Annotated in this window: 14 protein-coding genes and 1 tRNA gene; 7 read left to right on the top strand and 8 right to left on the bottom strand. The window is 63.9% G+C overall.

All coding sequences use genetic code 11. From position 1 onward, the window contains the following. Positions 1 to 17: 17 nt before the first annotated feature. The gene (locus AB3X94_RS02200; protein WP_368610688.1) at positions 18 to 1934 is read right to left on the bottom strand and encodes an extracellular solute-binding protein; all 1917 of its coding nucleotides are present in this window, start codon (positions 1932 to 1934) and stop codon (positions 18 to 20) included. Between the two features lie 182 nt (positions 1935 to 2116). Beyond that, entirely contained in the window at positions 2117 to 2464 is a 348-nt protein-coding gene (locus AB3X94_RS02195; protein ID WP_176108249.1) for a hypothetical protein, read from the bottom strand. Between the two features lie 459 nt (positions 2465 to 2923). On the opposite strand from AB3X94_RS02195, the gene AB3X94_RS02190 reads away from it, so the two are divergent. The 3 genes from AB3X94_RS02190 to AB3X94_RS02180 all read left to right on the top strand — a co-directional run bounded on the left by AB3X94_RS02190 (position 2924) and on the right by AB3X94_RS02180 (position 7947). After that, a complete protein-coding gene (locus tag AB3X94_RS02190) occupies positions 2924 to 4210 on the top strand; it encodes an MFS transporter (protein ID WP_176108248.1) in 1287 nt (428 codons plus the stop codon). A 19-nt stretch (positions 4211 to 4229) separates the two neighbouring features. Continuing rightward, positions 4230 to 6665 (top strand): TIM-barrel domain-containing protein, encoded by a 2436-nt coding sequence (locus AB3X94_RS02185; RefSeq protein ID WP_368610687.1) that lies wholly within the window; start codon positions 4230 to 4232, stop codon positions 6663 to 6665. 97 nt (positions 6666 to 6762) lie between these two features. Next, positions 6763 to 7947, top strand: coding sequence for a porin (locus tag AB3X94_RS02180; RefSeq protein WP_368610686.1), 1185 nt, complete (start codon positions 6763 to 6765; stop codon positions 7945 to 7947). Between the two features lie 133 nt (positions 7948 to 8080). On the opposite strand, the gene AB3X94_RS02175 is transcribed toward AB3X94_RS02180, so the two are convergent. The 6 genes from AB3X94_RS02175 to cysS form a co-directional block, all read right to left on the bottom strand. Beyond that, positions 8081 to 8174 (bottom strand) — tRNA-Ser (locus tag AB3X94_RS02175). A 180-nt stretch (positions 8175 to 8354) separates the two neighbouring features. After that, on the bottom strand, positions 8355 to 9605 hold the full coding sequence (locus AB3X94_RS02170) for an aspartate kinase (RefSeq protein WP_368610685.1): 1251 nt from the start codon (positions 9603 to 9605) through the stop codon (positions 8355 to 8357). Between the two features lie 415 nt (positions 9606 to 10020). Beyond that, positions 10021 to 11493: a tRNA lysidine(34) synthetase TilS gene (tilS, locus tag AB3X94_RS02165; protein WP_368610684.1), complete on the bottom strand. Its 1473-nt coding sequence runs from the start codon at positions 11491 to 11493 to the stop codon at positions 10021 to 10023. A 53-nt stretch (positions 11494 to 11546) separates the two neighbouring features. Continuing rightward, a complete protein-coding gene (locus AB3X94_RS02160; protein WP_090800690.1) occupies positions 11547 to 12518 on the bottom strand; it encodes an acetyl-CoA carboxylase carboxyltransferase subunit alpha in 972 nt (323 codons plus the stop codon). A 128-nt stretch (positions 12519 to 12646) separates the two neighbouring features. After that, complete coding sequence (locus tag AB3X94_RS02155) at positions 12647 to 13750, bottom strand: DNA-3-methyladenine glycosylase (RefSeq protein ID WP_176108244.1); 1104 nt, start codon at positions 13748 to 13750, stop codon at positions 12647 to 12649. Between the two features lie 47 nt (positions 13751 to 13797). Beyond that, complete coding sequence (cysS, locus tag AB3X94_RS02150) at positions 13798 to 15195, bottom strand: cysteine--tRNA ligase (protein ID WP_176108243.1); 1398 nt, start codon at positions 15193 to 15195, stop codon at positions 13798 to 13800. Between the two features lie 250 nt (positions 15196 to 15445). On the opposite strand from cysS, the gene AB3X94_RS02145 reads away from it, so the two are divergent. The 4 genes from AB3X94_RS02145 (at position 15446) to AB3X94_RS02130 (ending at position 18363) form a co-directional block, all read left to right on the top strand. Then, on the top strand, positions 15446 to 16237 hold the full coding sequence (locus AB3X94_RS02145; RefSeq protein WP_368610683.1) for a tetratricopeptide repeat protein: 792 nt from the start codon (positions 15446 to 15448) through the stop codon (positions 16235 to 16237). 50 nt (positions 16238 to 16287) lie between these two features. Further along, positions 16288 to 16869, top strand: coding sequence for a peptidylprolyl isomerase (locus AB3X94_RS02140; protein ID WP_018435468.1), 582 nt, complete (start codon positions 16288 to 16290; stop codon positions 16867 to 16869). Between the two features lie 138 nt (positions 16870 to 17007). After that, positions 17008 to 17502: a peptidylprolyl isomerase gene (locus tag AB3X94_RS02135; protein ID WP_013089755.1), complete on the top strand. Its 495-nt coding sequence runs from the start codon at positions 17008 to 17010 to the stop codon at positions 17500 to 17502. 63 nt (positions 17503 to 17565) lie between these two features. Continuing rightward, positions 17566 to 18363, top strand: coding sequence for a UDP-2,3-diacylglucosamine diphosphatase (locus AB3X94_RS02130; protein WP_368610682.1), 798 nt, complete (start codon positions 17566 to 17568; stop codon positions 18361 to 18363). The last annotated feature ends 9 nt before the right edge of the window (positions 18364 to 18372 follow it).

Genomic DNA, 18372 nt, shown 5'->3' with positions numbered 1-18372 from the left:
GGCGATGGGTCTGCGGATCAGTCGGCGCTGGCCGTGTGCGCATGCGCCTGCGGATCTTCGTACCACCACATCGTCGTGATCCAGCCCTCCGCGCCATAGTACAGCGGCAAAGTCTTCGGCCACGCGAGTCCGCGCTTGTACGCGACGCGATGCGTGCCGCTGTACCAGTGCGGCACCACATAGTAGCCATGCATCAGCAGACGGTCGAGCGCGTGCGCAGCGTCGGTCAGCTGCTCGCGCGTTTGCGCGTGTACGAGCGCGTTCAACACCGCGTCGACGGCCGGCGACTTCAGGCCGATCGCGTTGTCCGAGCCGGGGGTATCGGCGGCCTTGCTGCCGAAGCGGGTGATCTGCTCGGAGCCCGGCACCTGCACGTCGGGCATCCGAATCGTCGTCACGTCGAAGTCGAATGCGTCGAGCCGCTTCTGATAGACCGCGAAGTCGGTAGTGCGGAAGTTCACAGCAATGCCGAGCTTCTGCAGATTGCGCGTGAAAGTCGCGATGATCGGCTCCATCGACGAGGCCGAACCCGCGTCGTCGAGTATCTCGAACTGGAACGGCTCGCCCTCGGCATTGCGCAGCGCGCCGTCGCGATAGGTCCAGCCGGCCTGCTGCAGCAGATCGCGTGCCTCTAGCAGATTCGCGCGCAGCGTGCCGGGCGGATCGGTATCGGGCTGCTTCGGCAGCGGCCCGAATACCGCCGGGTCGAGCTGGGCGCGAAACGGCTCGAGCAGCGCGAGCTCGCCGGGCGACGGCAGCCCCTTCGCCTGCCATCCGGTATTGGCGAAATAGCTATCGATGCGCGTGTACTGGCTGAAAAACAGCTGGCGGTTCAGCCATTGAAAGTCGAGCGCGAGATCGAGCGCCTTGCGCACCCGCACGTCCTGGAACAGCGGCCGGCGCGTGTTCAGGAAAAAGCCCTGCATGCCGGTGCCGTTGTGCTGCGCAAACTCGCGCTTGATCAACTCGCCGCTGTCGAACCTCTTGCCGACGTCACGCCGCACCCAGTTGCGCGCGATGTATTCGACCAGCGCGTCGTACTCGCCCGCCTTGAACGCCTCCAGCCGCGCGGTGCTATCCGCATACAGCTTGTAGACGATGCGATCGAAGTTGTTCATGCCGACGCGCACCGGCAGATCGGCGCCCCAGTAGTTCGGGTCGCGCTTAAACGTGATCGTGCGGCCGTTGTCGAAGCTGTCGATCAGATACGGCCCGCTGCCGATCGGCTTTTCGAACGCAAGCTGATCGAACGGAATGCGGCTGCCGTCGGGCTTCAACCCCCACTTGCGCGAGAACACCGGCATGCTGCCCGCGAGCAGCGGCAACTCGCGATTGCGCTCGCGAAACTCGAAGCGCACCGTGGCCGGATCGACGACGACCGCGCCCTTGATCTCGCTGAAAAGCGATGCGAACTGCGGCGCGGCCTGCGGGCTCTTCAGCGTATCGAGCGAGAATTTGACGTCGTCGGCGGTCACGGGCTCGCCGTTCGAAAAGCGCGCGCGCGAATTGATGTGGAACGTGACCGACAGGCCGTCGGGCGCGACGACGATGTCGTCGGCGAGCAGCCCATAAGCCGACGCGACTTCGTCGCTGCTGCCGATCGTCAGGCTCTCGAACATCAATTCGAGGCCCGGCGCCGCATTGCCGCGCAGCGTGAACGGATTGAACTTGTCGAAGCTCGTGAGACGGCTCGGGTTCGCGAGCACCAGCGTGCCGCCTCTCGGCGCATCGGGATTGACGTAGTCGAAGTGTTTGAAGCCGGCTGGATATTTCGGCTCGCCGTACTGCGCGATCGCATGCGCGGCATGCGCATGCGGCGCGGCGAGCAGACTCGCGCACAGCAGCGCGACGGCGAACGCGGCGCGCAAGGGTCCGTGGAGCACGCTGTGTCGAAGTCCCTCAGGCGTTTGAACCCGTCGCGAGCCAGTTGTCATGGAGTCGTGCTGGTAAGTGGGCAGTGGCGATGTGGGGGATTCTACCCAATTAGCTTGCGCGATCCGGCGGGCGACTGCGACGAAACGCATCAGTTATCGATGTTTCAGCGCAGAAAACAAAAACCGCCCTCGCAGGGCGGTTCTGATGTCGCAGCAGCCAGTTAGCGCGCCGCGGTGCCGGCTCAGTGCCAGCCGCGATGCTGGTCGTAGTGACCGCGCCAATAGTCGCCGTGGCCCGGCGGATGGTGGCGATACCAGTCGTCGCGCGCCCAGTAGCGACTGCCATCCCAGTACCGGTCGCCATGCCAGCCGATCACGATCTGCGGACCGCCGTAGTACACGGGAGCCGGCTGATAGACGACGGGAGGCGGCGGAGGCGGCGGCGGTGCGTAGACCGGAGCCGGTGCGACGTAGACCGGCGCGGGAATGCCGATATTGACTCCGACGTTGAGCCCCGCGGCCATCGCGGCACCCGATGCAGCCAACGTGAACACCCCGAGCATAAGCGGAACAAGACGAACGGACTTCATTGATCACCTTTGTACGAACATGTTTGTTGGCGGAAATATAACGCAAGGCAGCAACACGGGTATTTCAACTTTGTAATAACTGATGCTGAAAATCGCCTGACCGGCTGCGGCGTAATGTCTGGTTACATCCGCCATACGGCGGTGAAAAAACGCTTCCGGCGGGGCCGGCGGCTGAGGTCTGGCAGACTTACCGCAAACGAACATTCCATGTTCGAAAGAACATTCACGCTCGCATTTCGGATCGCAGTCATCCGATCACCTCTCAAAAATTCTGACAAAGATTACCAAATTATCTCGAAAAATCAATGAAAAACACCGGGTGTGCTATGGTTTTCCCGAATATCTAACCGGGTTCCAAGTGGTAGGATGACTTTCATTGACGACCAATAAATGTTCGAATTCGCGCATTTCCGAGCGCCGCCTCGGAGGCAACCGCTCAATGCGCCACGGAGACTGATTTTGAAAACGATCAAGGGATTGCGCTGGTGGATCATCGCCCTCGTTTGCGTTGGGACGATCGTCAACTATCTGTCGCGCAACGCGCTCGGCGTGATGGCGCCCGAGCTGATGAAGCTGCTGCACATGAACACGCGGCAGTACTCGTACGTGGTCGGCGCGTTCCAGGTCGGCTATACGGTGATGCAGCCCGTCTGCGGCCTGATCATCGATCTGATCGGTCTGCGCCTCGGTTTCGCATTGTTTGCGTGCCTGTGGTCGCTGACCGGCGTGTTCCATAGCTTCGCGGGCAGCTGGTTTTCGCTCGCCGCGTTGCGCGGCTTCATGGGTCTGTCCGAAGCGGTCGCGATTCCGGCCGGCATGAAGGTCGTCGCCGAATGGTTTCCTGATCGCGAGAAATCCGTCGCGGTCGGCTATTTCAACGCGGGCACCTCGTTCGGCTCGCTGCTCGCGCCGCCCCTCGTCGTGTTCCTGTCGCTGCGCTACGGCTGGCAGAGCGCGTTTGCAGTGACCGGCGCGCTCGGCTTCTTCTGGGCCGCCGCATGGTTCGTGCTGTACCGCTCGCCCACCGAGCACAAGCGCGTGAGTGACGCCGAGCGCACGGCGATCGTCGAAGGCCAGGCACCGCCCGCGGCACGCCGCGCGAGCGTGCGTGAAGTACTGCGCACGCGCCGTTTCTGGGCGATCGCGCAGGCACGCTTTTTCGCCGAACCCGCGTGGCAAACGTTCAGCTTCTGGATTCCGCTCTATCTCGCCACGCAGCGTCATATGGATCTGAAGGAAATCGCGCTGTTCGCGTGGCTGCCGTTTCTCGCCGCGGACCTCGGCGGCCTGTTCGGCGGCTATCTGTCGCCGTTCCTGATGAAGCATTTTCGCGTGCCGCTGATCTGGTCGCGCATCTCGGGCGTGGTGCTCGGCGCGCTGATGATGCTCGGCCCGGCGTCGATCGGTCTCGTCGCGTCGCCGTACCAGGCGATCGCCCTCTTCTGCGTCGGCGGCTTCGCGCACCAGATGATCTCGGCGCTCGTCAACACGCTCGCCGCCGACGTCTTCGATCCCGGCGAGGTCGGCACCGTCGCCGGCTTCGCGGGCATGGCCGCGTGGATCGGCGGCCTCGGCTTCTCGCTGATGGTCGGCGCGCTCGCCGATTCGATCGGCTACACGCCGCTGTTCGGCGCGCTCGGCGCGTTCGACATCATCGGCGCGGCGCTGCTGATCATCCTGATGCGCGGCGTGCCGCGCCACGGCCGCGCGCGCCGCGCCGACCTGAGCGTCAACACCGCTGCCTGACCTCCCTCGAAGACTCGTCATGCGTTCACAGATCAATCTCAAACATCCGCCGCGCTTCGCACTCGCCTCCAACGCTGGCAACCCCGCGGCCAACCCGGTCGTGCTGAGCGCGCAGCCGAATTGCCGCATCGAGCTATTCGTGCTCGCCGAGGACATCATCCGCGTGCTCGTGCTGCCGGACGGCGAAACGCACGGTCCGCGCACGTGGGCGATCGCGCCCGGCGCGGACGACGTGCCGCTCGAAGGCCGCGAGCGCCGCGACCTGAGCGGCTTTACGCCGCCGCCGTTCACGGTGAACGAAGCAGCCGGCCACGTGGCGATCGAAACGGCGCGCGTACGCGTGAGCGTCGCGCTCGAAGGCGGCGCCTGCGCATGGGACATCCTGCACGAAGGCACGTGGCATCGCGTGATGAGCGATCGCAAGACCCAGGCGTACAACTTCGGCTGGTGGGACTCGCGCGTCTATCACTACGTCGAGCGGCGCCGCGACGAAATGTACGTGGGCCTCGGCGAGCGTGCCGGCTCGCTCGATCGCGCGCAGCAAAGCTACGAGATGCGCAACATCGACGCAATGGGCTACAGCGCACGCACCACGGACCCGCTATACAAACACATCCCGTTCTACGTGACGTGGCAGCCGCAGACGTCGACCGGCTTTGGCCTGTTCTACGACACGCTCGCCGATTGCCGCTTCGACATGGGCCGTGAGCTCGACAACTATCACGGTCACTATCGGCACTTCATCGCCGAGCATGGCGATCTCGACTACTACTTCATCGCGTCGCCCGGCTCGCCGCTCGACGCGGTGCGCCGCTTCACGTGGCTCACCGGACGTCCCGCGTGGATGCCGAAATGGGGCCTCGGCTACTCGGGCTCGACGATGAGCTACACCGACGCACCGGACGCACAACAGCAGATGGGCGAATTCATCGAGCGCTGCCGCGAGCACGACGTGCTGTGCGATTCGTTCCATCTGTCCTCGGGCTATACGTCGATCGGGCCGAAGCGCTATGTGTTCAACTGGAACCACGAGAAGTTTCCGGACATCGAAGGCTTCGTACAGAGCTATCTCGATCACGGCGTGCGTCTATGCGCGAACATCAAGCCGTGTCTGCTGCAGGATCACCCCGCGTTCGACGACGTCGCGCAGGCCGGCCTGTTGATCGAAGCGCCCGATGGCGGGCCCGCATGGGTGCAGTTCTGGGACGAAGTCGGCGCGTATCTTGACTTCACGAATCCCGCGACGATCGACTGGTGGAAGGCGCGCGTGAAGGACGCGCTGCTCGAATACGGCATCGCGGCCACCTGGAACGACAACAACGAGTTCGAGATCTGGTCGCCGCATGCAATTGCGCGCGGCTTCGGCAAGCCGTATCCGGCACATCAGGCTAAGGTGCTGCAAACGCAGCTGATGATGCGCGCGTCGCACGACGCGCAGCGCGAGCATGCGCCCGATAAGCGTCCGTTCCTCGTATCGCGCTCGGGCGGCGTGGGCATGCATCGCTATGTACAGACGTGGTCGGGCGACAACTACACGTCGTGGGAAACGCTGCGCTTCAATCTGAAGATGGGCCTCGGGCTCGCGATGTCGGGCGTGTCGAATAGCGGCCATGACATCGGCGGCTTCTCGGGTCCGGCGCCACAGCCGGAGCTGTTCGCGCGCTGGGTCGCGTTCGGCATTTTCCTGCCGCGCTTTTCGATTCACTCGTGGAACGACGACGGCACCGTCAACGAACCGTGGATGCATCCGGAAGTCACGCGGCACGTGGCGGACCTGATCAAGCTGCGCTATCGGCTGATCCCTTACCTATACGAGCTGCTGTGGCAATCGCATAGCGCGTACGAACCGGTGCTGCGGCCGCTGTTCGCGGAGTTTCCGCGCGATCCGCGCTGCCTCGTCGACGGCGACGACATGATGCTCGGCTCGTCGATGCTGGTCGCGCCGGTGGTCGATCCGGGCCGGAGCACGCGCGACGTGTATCTGCCCGCCGGTTCGCGCTGGGTGTCGTACTGGAGCGGCGAAGCATTCGACGGCGGCCAGACCGTCACGCTGCCCGCGCCTATCGAGCGGCCGGTGTTCTTGCTGCGCGAAGGCAGCGTGATTCCGCTCAACATCGCCGAGCAGCATTTCGGCCGCCCCGCCGATGAGCGCGCATTCCTCGCGGTGCCACATGCCGGCGCGGGCACCGCGCAAGGCGGCTCGATCGAGGACGACGGCGAGACCGAAGCCTGGCGCAATGGCGAGCAAGGCCGCTGGAACGTCACGCTGACGGGTGACGCAAACACGTTGCGCGTGACGCTCGAGCGTCCGCAATGGAAGCATCGCACGCAGCTCCGAGTGCGTGTGTTCGTGCCGATGCATGAGACACGCGCGATCGTCTGCACGAACGGCACGCTCGACGCCGACCACACCGCAAACGGCTGGCGCTGCCTGACGATTTCGCTGCCGCACTGACACACAAAAGCACCGACTCGCGCTACTAGGCACTGAACGACACACCGCACCGGCCTGAGGGATCAGGCCGTCCCTTCAGTCTGGAGACATCCCAATCATGAAAATCAGCCAGCGCGCGCGCACCCGCGCGTTCGTCCTCTGCTGCCTGCCGTTCGCGGGCGCCGCGTTATCGACCAGCGCGTCGGCGCAAAGCAGCGTCACGTTGTACGGCGTCATCGACAATGCGTTCGCCTATGCCAGCAACCAGAAGGGGCATTCGAACTTCTACATGAGCCAGGGCAATCTGCAGGCGAGCAAGTTTGGCTTCCTCGGCTCGGAAGATCTCGGCAGTGGCACGAAGGCGATCTTCCGGCTCGAGAGCGGTTTCAATTCGCTGACCGGCGCGCAAAGCACCGCGGGTTACCTGTTCAACCGCCAGGCCTACGTCGGCCTCGCGAACGACCGCTATGGCACAGTGACGCTCGGTCGCCAGTACACGCCCTACTTCCAGATGGTCGGCGCGCTCGGACCGACCGGCGTGCTGACCGGCGCGACCGGCGCGCACCCGGGCGATCTCGACGCCCTCGACACGACGCTGCGCTTCAACAATTCGGTTACCTATCTATCACCGACGATCGCGGGCCTGCAGGCAAGTGCGCAGTACGGTCTCGGTGGCGTGCCCGGCAGCGTCGCGAACGGCAGCCTGTTCAGCGCGGCACTGCGCTATGACTTCCAGCCGGTATCGCTCGCAGCCGGCTACGTGAAGCTGAAGGACATCGCGACGAGCGCGGCGCTCGGCAGCTTCGCGATCAACTCGCCGGTCAACAACGGTTATGCGAGCGCGCGCAGCGCGCAGCTGTTCGCCGCGGCGGGCCGCTACACGTGGCACGATCTGATGGTGGGCGTCAACTACTCGAATGTGCAGTACGCGCCGGGCCACGGCTCGCTGTTCTTCGACAAGGCCGTGTTCAACACGTACGGCGCGATCGCGACGTACCGGATCACACCGAGCGTGACCGTGGGCGGCGGCTATAGCTTCACGCAGGCAAGCCAGGCGAATGGCATCACCGACCCGGCGCACTATCATCAGATCTCGCTCGAACAGACCTATAGCCTGTCGACGCGCACCACGCTGTACGCGCTCGAGGCCTATCAGCATGCGGGCGGCAAGTCGCTGATCGCGTCGGGCAGCGGCGTGACCATCGCCGACGCGGTCGCGGTGGTCGGCGACTCGCAGAACATGACGCCGTCGTCGGGCCCGTCTCAGTTCGTCGGCATGGTGGGGTTGCGGCACGCGTTCTAAGCGACGCGGGTTCAGAGCGCCATGCAGTGATCAGGATGCCTGCATAACTGGCAGCGAGAGGAAACGAAACAGCGGTCGCCGAAAAACAAAAACCCCGCAGAGCCTAGACTCTGCGGGGTTTCACCACCATTGCTGGCGGAGACGGAGGGATTCGAACCCTCGATCCAGGTTTTGGCCCAGATGCTCCCTTAGCAGGGGAGTGCCTTCGACCTCTCGGCCACGTCTCCCAAACTTTCTGTCGCACAGGGAGTCAGTGCGACGAAGCCAAGATAATAGCGGGCCGGGCCGATAAGGTCAATGTCTCGCGAACATTTTTTGTGCCAACGAGGTGTCTCGCGACGCAAATCGTTCACATGAACGCCACAAAACAAACGGGGCGCTCTAGAGCGCCCCGTTTTTCACACGATTTATGCCTGATCGAGTTCGAAGGCCTTATGCAGCGCGCGCACTGCGAGCTCCATGTACTTTTCGTCGATCAATACCGAAATCTTGATTTCGGAAGTCGAGATCATCTGAATGTTGATGCCCTCTTCCGACAGCGTGCGGAACATCTTGCTCGCGATGCCGACGTGCGAGCGCATCCCAACGCCGACCACCGACACCTTCGACACCTTCGGGTCGCCCAGCACCTGCTCGGCCTGCACGTGCGCCTTGACCGTGCCGGTGAGGATCTCCATTGCGCGCGCATAGTCGCCGCGGCCAACCGTGAACGTGAACGCTGTCTTGCCCTCGACGCTCTGGTTCTGAATGATCATGTCGACGTCGATATTCGCGTCCGCCACCGGGCCGAGAATCTGATACGCGATGCCCGGCTTGTCGGGCACGCCCATCACGGCGATACGAGCTTCGTCGCGCTGGAACGCGATGCCCGAGATGACTGCTTTTTCCATGGTCTCGTCTTCTTCAAAAGTAATCAGGGTGCCCGACTTCATTTCGTCGTCGAGCGGCATCAGCGGATCGGTCAGGCTCGACAGCACGCGCGTCTTCACCTGATATTTGCCGGCGAATTCCACCGAGCGGATCTGCAGCACCTTCGAACCCAGGCTGGCCATTTCCAGCATTTCTTCGAACGTCACGCGGTCGAGCCGGCGCGCTTCTTCAACGACGCGCGGGTCCGTCGTGTACACACCGTCGACGTCCGTGTAGATCAGGCACTCGTCGGCCTTCAGCGCGGCCGCGACCGCGACCGCCGAGGTGTCCGAGCCGCCGCGGCCGAGCGTCGTGATGTGGCCATCGGGGTCGATACCCTGGAAGCCGGTGATCACGACCACCCTACCGGCCGCGAGGTCTTGCTTGACGCGCTCGCCGTCGATGTCGCTGATGCGCGCTTTCGTGAACGCGCTATCGGTTTTGACCGGTACCTGCCAGCCTGCATAGCTGACCGCTTCGACGCCGGCTTCCTGCAGCGCGATCGCGAGCAGACCCGAGCTGACCTGCTCGCCGGTGGCGGCGATCATGTCGACTTCACGCGGGCTCGGTTGAGTCGTGATTTCTTTCGCGAGGCCAAGCAGGCGATTGGTTTCGCCGGACATTGCCGAGGGCACGACGACCATCTGGTGGCCGGCCTTGTGCCATTTCGCGACGCGCTTGGCGACGTTCTTGATGCGCTCGACCGAGCCCATCGAGGTGCCGCCGTATTTGTGTACGATGAGTGCCATTGTCGTTCTGAACTGGAAGATAAACCGCGCTGGCGCGCTGGAGACGACCGCACAGAAAGCACAGGGGCGCAACGTCTCGTGAACGGCGGCAAAGTGTGTGGCGGCGTAGATGCAGCACGCGTGCAGCACGCGCGGATTTGCCCGGGATGAAATCGCAAATGGCTGATCGGATTTGAACGGCGACGACGGATCACGCACGCCTGCCGGCACTAACGACCGATGGCGACAAAAGCGACGGCGAAATCGGGTCGGGCAAACAAGCTAAAGTACCTGATTAGGCACAAAAAGACAAGACGCACAGAGCGTTCAAATGCGTCAAATCAGGCACGCAATGGCCTGTTTTATCGTTGATTTGCACCCTATTTCATTATTACGACATGCGCCCGCGCGGCATGCGCGACTGCCCGACCGGCACTCAGGCGATCAGCAGATCTTCTCGCCAGGCGATTTTCACGCGCGTTTCGCGCTCGGATGCGTCGCGCACCGTCCGACGATTCACGCCGATCAGCGGCACGAACAGCAGTTCATCGCCGACGTAAAGCAATGGCACGTCGCGCTTCCATGCGGGAATGCCGCGCTCCTGAAACAGGTTCTTCAGCGTGCGGCTCGACGTGTTCGACGCACCGACGCGCATGCGCTCGCCGCCGCGGCGCGCCCGCACGCTGAGAGAAGCACGTTGCAGGACGCTGACGGGAACGGTATCCAATGATTCGTCGCGTGGCGCTTCGTGCAATGCGTCGGCGACGTCGGAGGCAGCGGCTGCATCCACCACCGCGAACACGAACGTGCCGCGCCATTGCGGCAGATGCCAGACCTCTTGCCCCTGCCACGCGAGTTCGCTGATCTCACGCTCGGCGAGCGCGGTTTCGTCGGCGGGCTCGCTGCTGTCGCCGGCCTCCCAGTAGACGAGGCCGCGATAACTGCGCAACGCATGCCCCGCATGATCGATACGCAGACGATGTCCGTCCTGTCCCGCACCGACTTCGCGCAACTGCCGCAGCGCATCCGCGACACGTGCGCTCGATGCCGCGACGAAGCCGAGCGTGCGCATCCAGTAGCGCAGCAGATTCAGCGCGCGATCGTCGTCGAGAGCGAGCAGCGCGTCGTGCGCGAGCGCGCGTCCTTCATCGCGCGCCGCGCTCTTCATGTCCGCGCGCGCGAGCGTATCGAGCAAGCGCTGCGCGGATGCTGCATGCGCGGCCGTGCGCGCGAGCGCATCGCGAAAGCCCGGAAAGTGCACCGCGAGCACCGGCATCACCTGATGACGCAATGCGTTGCGCGCGTAACGCGTGTCCGTGTTCGATTCGTCGTCGATCCAGCGAAGCTTGCGCGCGCTCGCATAATGTTCGAGTTGCGCGCGCAGCAAATGCAAAAGCGGCCGCATACGTGTCGTCGACGCACCCGTCGGCAGCGAGCCGGGCGCCATCGCCGCGAGCCCCGCGAGACCCGCGCCGCGCAGCAGTTGTAGCAGCACGGTCTCGGCCTGATCGTCCGCATGCTGCGCGAGCCATAGCGTGCTGATTCCGCGCGTTGCGCACATCGCGTCGAGCGCGCGATAACGCGCGTCGCGTGCCGCAGCCTCGATGCTCACGCCCGGCGCGCGCGAAACGTCCGCGCGTCGCGCGTCGAATTCCACGCCACGTTCGCGCGCGAATGCCTCGCAATGTGCGAGCCACGCATCGGCATTTGGACTCAATCCGTGATGCACATGCAGCGCGACACAACGCGATGCGCCGGCGACGCGCACCGCCGCATCGAGCAGCACGCTCGAATCGACGCCGCCGCTGAATGCGAGCGCAATCCGCGCGTTCGGATCGAGCCCGGACAGCGCCGCGCCGAGCGCCTCGATCACGAGGCGCTCGGCGGATGAGTCGGCGGTGGTGGTCACGTCGTTAGCGCGGCAAGCGCCGGTGGACGATGAAGACAGGTCAACGCGCGGGCTTATGCGCCCGGCGTCGTTTCCTTGAATTTGCCGTACGCCATCAGCCGTTCGAAACGGCGTTCGCGCAGGTCGTTGGTGCTCATGCCCTGGAACTGGCGCAGCGAATCGGCGAGCGCGCGGCGCAGCATCGCGGCCATGCCCTTCGGATCGCGGTGCGCACCACCGAGCGGCTCGTTGACGATCTTGTCGATCAAACCGAGCGCCTTCAGACGATGCGCGGTCAAGCCGAGCGCTTCCGCTGCTTCCGGCGCCTTCGCGGCGCTCTTCCACAGAATCGACGCGCAACCCTCCGGCGAAATCACCGAGTAGGTCGAGAACTGCAGCATCAGCACGCTATCGCCCACTGCGATCGCGAGCGCGCCGCCCGAGCCGCCCTCGCCGATGATCGTCGCGATCAGCGGCGTCTTCAGCTCGGCCATCACGTACAGATTGCGGCCGATCGCTTCGGACTGGCCGCGCTCTTCCGCGCCGATGCCGGGGTACGCGCCCGGCGTGTCGATGAACGTGAAGATCGGCAGGCCAAACTTCTCGGCGAGGCGCATCAGACGCTCGGCCTTACGATAGCCTTCCGGACGCGGCATGCCGAAGTTGCGCAGCGCGCGCTCCTTGGTGTCGCGGCCCTTCTGATGACCGATCACCATGCACGCCTGGCCGTTGAACCGCGCGAGACCGCCGACGATCGACAGATCGTCCGCGAAATTGCGGTCGCCATGCAGTTCATGGAAGTCGGTGAACAGCTCGCTCACGTAGTCGAACGTGTACGGACGCTGCGGATGACGGGCGATTTGCGAAACCTGCCACGGTGTGAGGTTCGCATACAGATCTTTGGTGAGCTGCTGGCTCTTCTTGGACAGCCGCTCGATCTCTTCCGAAATATCGACAGCCGAGTCGTCCTGCACGAAGCGCAATTCTTCGATCTTCGCTTCGAGTTCAGCGATCGGCTGTTCGAAATCCAGAAACGTGGTCTTCATTGGTTGTAATCCTTGGACTTACCGGGCAGCGCGTATTCTAACCGCGCGAGCCGATGTCAAAACCATTTCTCAACTATCGACATGATATACACGATAGTCTTTGAAACGGCTTCGCCTCCTGTTCTTCTTCAGTAGTCGACCGGCAACGGATCGAGACTACGCCACATGTACCAGGTCGCCACGGTGCGCCACGGCTCCCAGTTCGCGGCAACTTCGCGCGCTTCACTGCGCGTGACGGGTTCGCCGCTGAAATAGTTGACGCTGATCGCGCGGATCAGGCCGAGGTCGTCGAGCGGCAGCACGTCGGGACGCGACAGGTTGAAGATCAGGAACATCTCCGCGGTCCAGCGGCCGATGCCGCGAATCTGCGTGAGTTCGGCGATCACCGACTCGTCGTCCATCGACGTCCATTTGCCGACGTGCAATGCGCCCGACACGAAATGCCGCGCGAGATCGAGCACGTACTCGGCCTTGCGTTTCGACAGACCGCACGCGGTCAGCTTCTCGAGACCGAGCTTGATGAACTGCTGCGGCACGAGCTTCGGACACGCGGCTTCGACCTTCGCCCACACCGCCTGCGCCGACGCGACCGAAATCTGCTGGCCGACCACCGAGCGCGCAAGCGTGACGAACGGATCGCCACGACTCAGAAGATGCACAGGACCGAACTTCGGAATCAGCTTTTTCAGAATGCGATCGCGCTTGACGAGGTCCGCACACGCCTTATCCCAATACGCGGGACGCGTGACTTCAGGCGCGAGGCCGCCGATCTGCACCGGCACCGCGACTTCGTTCGCGAGCGATGCGACACCGGCCGCTTCGCCGCCGGCGCTGACCGTGCTCGCCGAGGTGGCCGACACACGTGTCTTGCGCACGACTTCGCCTGCGTTCGTATCGCGTGCGAGTTCCTGCACGTCGCCGGCGAGCTCGGCCGGCACCGCGCCATTGCCCTTCGCCCGCGACGCCGTTTTCGCGCGCTTCGCAACCGGCGCGTGCGCGGCTTCAGCGCCCGCGCCGCACGCGCCATTGAGCGAGCGTTTGGCCGCGCTCTTCTTTGCCGCGGCCGAGCCGGCTTTCGCCGCCCCGCCCGCTATCGATGACGCTTTGTCTACCGCGCCATCGCCCGCGCGAGTCGACGCACGCGTCGACTTGGCTGCGGCAGCCGATGGTGCGGCTGCCGCACTGGTTTGAGACGCCGCGCGTTTAGCCGGCGTCTTCGTGGCCGTTGCCATCCTGCCTCCTGCCTGGCGAGTCGTTCAGAGGGAAGTACGAGGTGCGCTCACACGCGCCGCCACTCGGTCAACCCGCCGGGTTTGTCTTCGAGGGCAACGCCGGCCTCGAGCAATTCAGCTCGGATCCGGTCTGCTGCCGCATAGTCTTTTGCCTGCTTGGCGGCGATGCGCGCGGCGATCTTCGCTTCGATCGCGGCGGGCTCGAGCGCGCCTTCGGCTGCAGCACCCGCTGCCTGCTGCAGGTATGCACGCGGTTCGCGTCCGAGCAACCCGAGCACCGCGCCAAGCGCGCGCAATTGACGGGCCAGCGCGGGCTCGCGCGTGCGATTCACTTCAGTGGCCAGTTCGAACAGCACCGACACGGCCACCGGCGTGTTGAAGTCGTCGTTCATCGCTGCCTGGAAACGCTGCGCGTACGCTTCGTTCCAGTCGAGCGCGGCACTATCGGGTGACACGTCTTTCAACGCCGTGTACAAACGCGCGAGTGCATTGCGCGCGTCGTCGATATGCACGTCGCTGTAGTTCAGCGGCGAGCGGTAGTGCGCGCGCGCGATGAAGAAACGCACCACCTCTGCATCGTACTGCGCGAGCACTTCGCGAATCGTAAAAAAATTGTTCAACGACTTCGACATCTTCTCATTGTCGATCTGTACGTAGCCGTTGTGCATCCAATAATTGACGAATGTTTGTCCGGTCGCGGCCTCGCTTTGCGCGATCTCGTTTTCGTGGTGCGGAAACTGCAGATCCTGGCCGCCACCGTGAATGTCGAACTGTTCGCCGAGCAGCGTGCAGCCCATCGCCGAGCACTCGATGTGCCAGCCGGGACGACCGCGCCCGTACTTCGAATCCCAGCCGGTGTCGGCCGGTTCATCGGGCTTCGCCTGCTTCCACAGCACGAAGTCGAGCGGGTCCTGTTTCGCGTCGTTGGCCGCGACGCGTTCGCCCGCACGCAGGTCTTCGAGCGACTTGCCCGACAGCTTGCCGTAGCCTGCGAATTTGCGTACCGCGTAGTTGACGTCCCCGTCGCTCGCCTGGTAGGCGTAGCCGTTCTTCTCGAGCGCCTCGATCATGCCGAGCATCTGCGGAATGAAGTCGGTCGCGCGCGGCTCGATGTCCGGACGCTCGATGCCGAGCGCGTCCGCGTCTTCATGCAGCGCGGCGATGAAGCGATCAGTCAGCGATTTGATGGTTTCACCGTTCTCGACTGCACGCTTGATGATCTTGTCGTCGATATCGGTAATGTTGCGCACGTAGGTCACGTTGTACCCAAGCGCGCGCAACCAGCGCTGCACGATGTCGAACACGACCATCACCCGCGCATGACCGACGTGGCAATAGTCGTACACGGTCATCCCGCAGACGTACATCCGCACGACACCTTCGCGCAGCGGCACGAAAGTCTGTTTGTCACGCGCGAGCGTGTTGTAGATGCGCAGAGATTCCATAGAGAGCGGTGCGTGGGCCGAAAGAAGTCCGCATTGTGCTTCATGCGCGCCGCGACCCGCGAAACCAACAGGACAACGGGTGCGTCGCATACAGCTTAAACCGGCGCACCTCGTGCGGCGATCAGGCTGCAGACGATACTGCGAACCGGGCGGAGACGGCCACGAGTGGCGAAAAGACAGTCGGCGGTTCGACGGAACGCGCAGACCTTTTGTTAGAATGGCTCGGAGTATAACATCCTGACCTGAGCCTATGAAACACTCCAGCGGCCGCGCGCGCAGCGCTGCGACCCTCGCCGCGACTGCGTTTGGCGACGTTGTTGGTGGCGTCACTTTCGAAGCGGCGCGCGCCCTCGCGTGGCGTATCACCGTCGTTGCCGCGCTAGCCGCGGTGCCGGCTGCGAGCGCTTTTGCGCAGAAGGCGGCGGTGATGCCGCAAGGTCCCGCCGTGCGTGACAACACGCCGGAAATCGACGCGTCGATCGCGCAGAAAAACTGGCAAGCCGCGCTGACGCAACTCGATGCGCGCGTCGCCGCAAACCCGCGCGACGCACAAGCTAAATTCAAACGCGCAAACGTGCTCGTGCATCTGAATCGCGACGACGAAGCGATCACCGCGTTCACCGAACTCACGCAGTTGTATCCCGAGTTGCCCGAGCCGTACAACAACCTCGCCACGCTCTTCGCAAGACAAGGCCGCCTGACCGAAGCGCGCGCCGCGCTCGAAATGGCCACCCAGGTCAATCCGAACTACGGGCTCGCGTTCGAGAACCTCGGCGACCTCTATCTGCGCCTCGCCGATGCCGCGTACCGTCGCGCGGAAAGCCTCGGCAAGGCTAGCCCGAGGACCGCGCAGCGTCTCGCGGACATCCAGAAGGTCGTGTCGCCGGCGGCGCCCGCTGCCGCGGCGTCGCAGCCCGCCGCCGAACAGACGACCGGGCCCGCCGCGCACCCCACGTCGAACATCACGGACAGCCCGAGCTTCCAGTTCGGCGGCCCGAACGGCTCGCTCGCCATGCCGCCGTACATGGCGCCGTCGCGCTGAGCGCCGGGCTCGTTGCTTGCCGCACGTTTTCTCCAACCCCGAGGATTTTCATGAAATGGTTGATGTTGGCGCTCGGCAGCGCCGCCCTGATCGCAAACGCACCCGCCTTTGCACAGTCCGGTTCGCAGGCCGCTCATCCTTCCGTGCTGTTGAAGACGTCGGAGGGTGACATCCGCGTCGAGCTGTATCCCGAGAAGGCGCCAAAGACGGTCGCGAATTTCCTCGACTACGTGAAGGCCGGCCAATATAGCGGCACGATCTTTCATCGCGTGATTCCGGGCTTCATGATTCAGGGCGGCGGCTATACGCAGAGCTTCGCCGAGAAGCCGACGCGCGCGCCGATCCCGCTCGAGAGCCGCAACGGTCTGAAGAACACCGCGGGCACGATCGCGATGGCACGCACCAGCGACCCGAATTCCGCCACCGCGCAGTTCTTCATCAACACGGTGGACAATGCCAATCTCGACTACCCGAATCCGGACGGCAACGGCTACGCGGTGTTCGGCAAGGTCACGAGCGGCATGGACGTCGTGAAGCGCATCGAAGCCACGCCCACCACCACGCGCGGCCCGATGAGCGATGTACCGCAGAAACCGGTCGTGATCCAGTCGGCGACGGTGGTGAGCAAGTAACGACGAACCAGCGGGCGCACGAGCAAGCGAATCCGCGCGGCCGAAGCCCGGCCCCAACCAACGCCCCGGCGCGGCCTGTCGTCAGCGCATGACGACGCGACGCGCCTTTTACCCACCTGTTCATCAAAGGATTCCATCATGGTTGAACTGCATACGAACCACGGCGTCATCAAACTCGAGCTGAACGCCGAAAAGGCGCCGAAGTCGGTCGAGAACTTCCTGAACTACGTGAAGGCCGGCCACTACGACAACACGGTGTTTCACCGCGTGATCGACGGCTTCATGATCCAGGGCGGCGGCTTCGAACCCGGCATGAAGCAGAAGCCGACGGCCGAGCCGATCACCAACGAGGCAAACAACGGTCTGAAGAACGAGAACGGCTCGATCGCGATGGCGCGTACCAACGACCCGCATTCGGCGACCGCGCAATTCTTCATCAACGTGAACGACAACGACTTCCTGAACCACTCGTCGCCGACGCCGCAAGGCTGGGGCTACGCGGTGTTCGGCAAGGTCGTCGAAGGCATGGACGTGGTCGAGAAGATCAAGAAGGTCAAGACCGGCTCGAAGGGCTTCCATCAGGACGTGCCGGTCGATGACGTCGTGATCGAAAAGGCTGTCGTCGTCGGCTAAGCCGTGAGTGAGTCGCGCCCCATGCGGGCGTCGACTCGTTTGAACTGAAATCAGGCACCTTCAATGCTGCAAGAGACGCCGCTGCGAAGCATCGCCGCGGGCGTGCCAGGCGAGGGCCCACGCCCGCACGCCGCGCGCCCTTTTTTCTTCCTCTCCGATCTACATCTGGGCGAGGCGATTCCGCGCACGGTCGCCGCGTTCGAGCACTTCATCCGCGTGAACGCGGAAGCGGCCGACTCTGTTTTCATCCTCGGCGACCTGTTCGAATACTGGGTCGGCGACGACATGCTGAGCGAGCCGTTCGTCGCCCGTATTGCCGCATTGCTGCACACGCTGTCCGAGCGCGGCATCGCGCTCTACATCATGCACGGCAATCGCGACTTTCTGCTTGGCAAGCGCTTCATGAAAGCGGCCGGCGCGATCTGGCTCCCCGATCCATTCGTGATCACCGCGTTCGGCACGCGCATTGCGCTCGCCCACGGCGATGGTCTGTGCACCGCGGATCGCGGCTATCAGTTGTTCAGGTGTTTCGCGCGCAATCGACTCGCGCAGACAGTGTTTCTCGCGTGGCCGTTTCGGTGGCGTCGCAAGCTCGCCGAGAATATGCGCTCGAAGAGCGAGCACGGCCGCACGCGGCCGATGTCGGTCAAGTATGACGTGACCCCGCGAGGCGTCGCCGCGCTGTTCAGGAAATCGAAGAGCGCGACGATCATTCACGGGCATACACATCTGCCCGCGCGGCATCGCGAACCGGGCGGCACGCGTTGGGTTCTGCCGGACTGGGATCTCGATCACGGCGAGCGCCGTGGCGGCTATCTGAAGATCGATGCCGACGGGATTCGGGCGTTGCCGCTGGATTGACGTGGTAAG

The sequence above is a fragment of the Paraburkholderia sp. BR10923 genome (genome assembly GCF_040948765.1).
In the GTDB taxonomy this organism is placed as follows: Bacteria; Pseudomonadota; Gammaproteobacteria; order Burkholderiales; family Burkholderiaceae; genus Paraburkholderia; species Paraburkholderia youngii.
The sequence above is the reverse complement of the archived record's forward strand: the minus strand, read 5'-3'. Positions and strand labels throughout refer to the sequence as shown.

Excerpts from the sequence above, each read along its gene's own strand:
- AB3X94_RS02200 (WP_368610688.1), bottom strand. The coding sequence starts at position 1,934 with ATGACAACTGGCTCGCGACGGGTTCAAACGCCTGAGGGACTTCGACAC.
- AB3X94_RS02195 (WP_176108249.1), bottom strand. The coding sequence starts at position 2,464 with ATGAAGTCCGTTCGTCTTGTTCCGCTTATGCTCGGGGTGTTCACGTTG.
- AB3X94_RS02185 (WP_368610687.1), top strand. The coding sequence starts at position 4,230 with ATGCGTTCACAGATCAATCTCAAACATCCGCCGCGCTTCGCACTCGCC.
- AB3X94_RS02180 (WP_368610686.1), top strand. The coding sequence starts at position 6,763 with ATGAAAATCAGCCAGCGCGCGCGCACCCGCGCGTTCGTCCTCTGCTGC.
- AB3X94_RS02170 (WP_368610685.1), bottom strand. The coding sequence starts at position 9,605 with ATGGCACTCATCGTACACAAATACGGCGGCACCTCGATGGGCTCGGTC.
- AB3X94_RS02160 (WP_090800690.1), bottom strand. The coding sequence starts at position 12,518 with ATGAAGACCACGTTTCTGGATTTCGAACAGCCGATCGCTGAACTCGAA.
- AB3X94_RS02155 (WP_176108244.1), bottom strand. The coding sequence starts at position 13,750 with ATGGCAACGGCCACGAAGACGCCGGCTAAACGCGCGGCGTCTCAAACC.
- cysS (WP_176108243.1), bottom strand. The coding sequence starts at position 15,195 with ATGGAATCTCTGCGCATCTACAACACGCTCGCGCGTGACAAACAGACT.
- AB3X94_RS02145 (WP_368610683.1), top strand. The coding sequence starts at position 15,446 with ATGAAACACTCCAGCGGCCGCGCGCGCAGCGCTGCGACCCTCGCCGCG.
- AB3X94_RS02140 (WP_018435468.1), top strand. The coding sequence starts at position 16,288 with ATGAAATGGTTGATGTTGGCGCTCGGCAGCGCCGCCCTGATCGCAAAC.
- AB3X94_RS02135 (WP_013089755.1), top strand. The coding sequence starts at position 17,008 with ATGGTTGAACTGCATACGAACCACGGCGTCATCAAACTCGAGCTGAAC.
- AB3X94_RS02130 (WP_368610682.1), top strand. The coding sequence starts at position 17,566 with ATGCTGCAAGAGACGCCGCTGCGAAGCATCGCCGCGGGCGTGCCAGGC.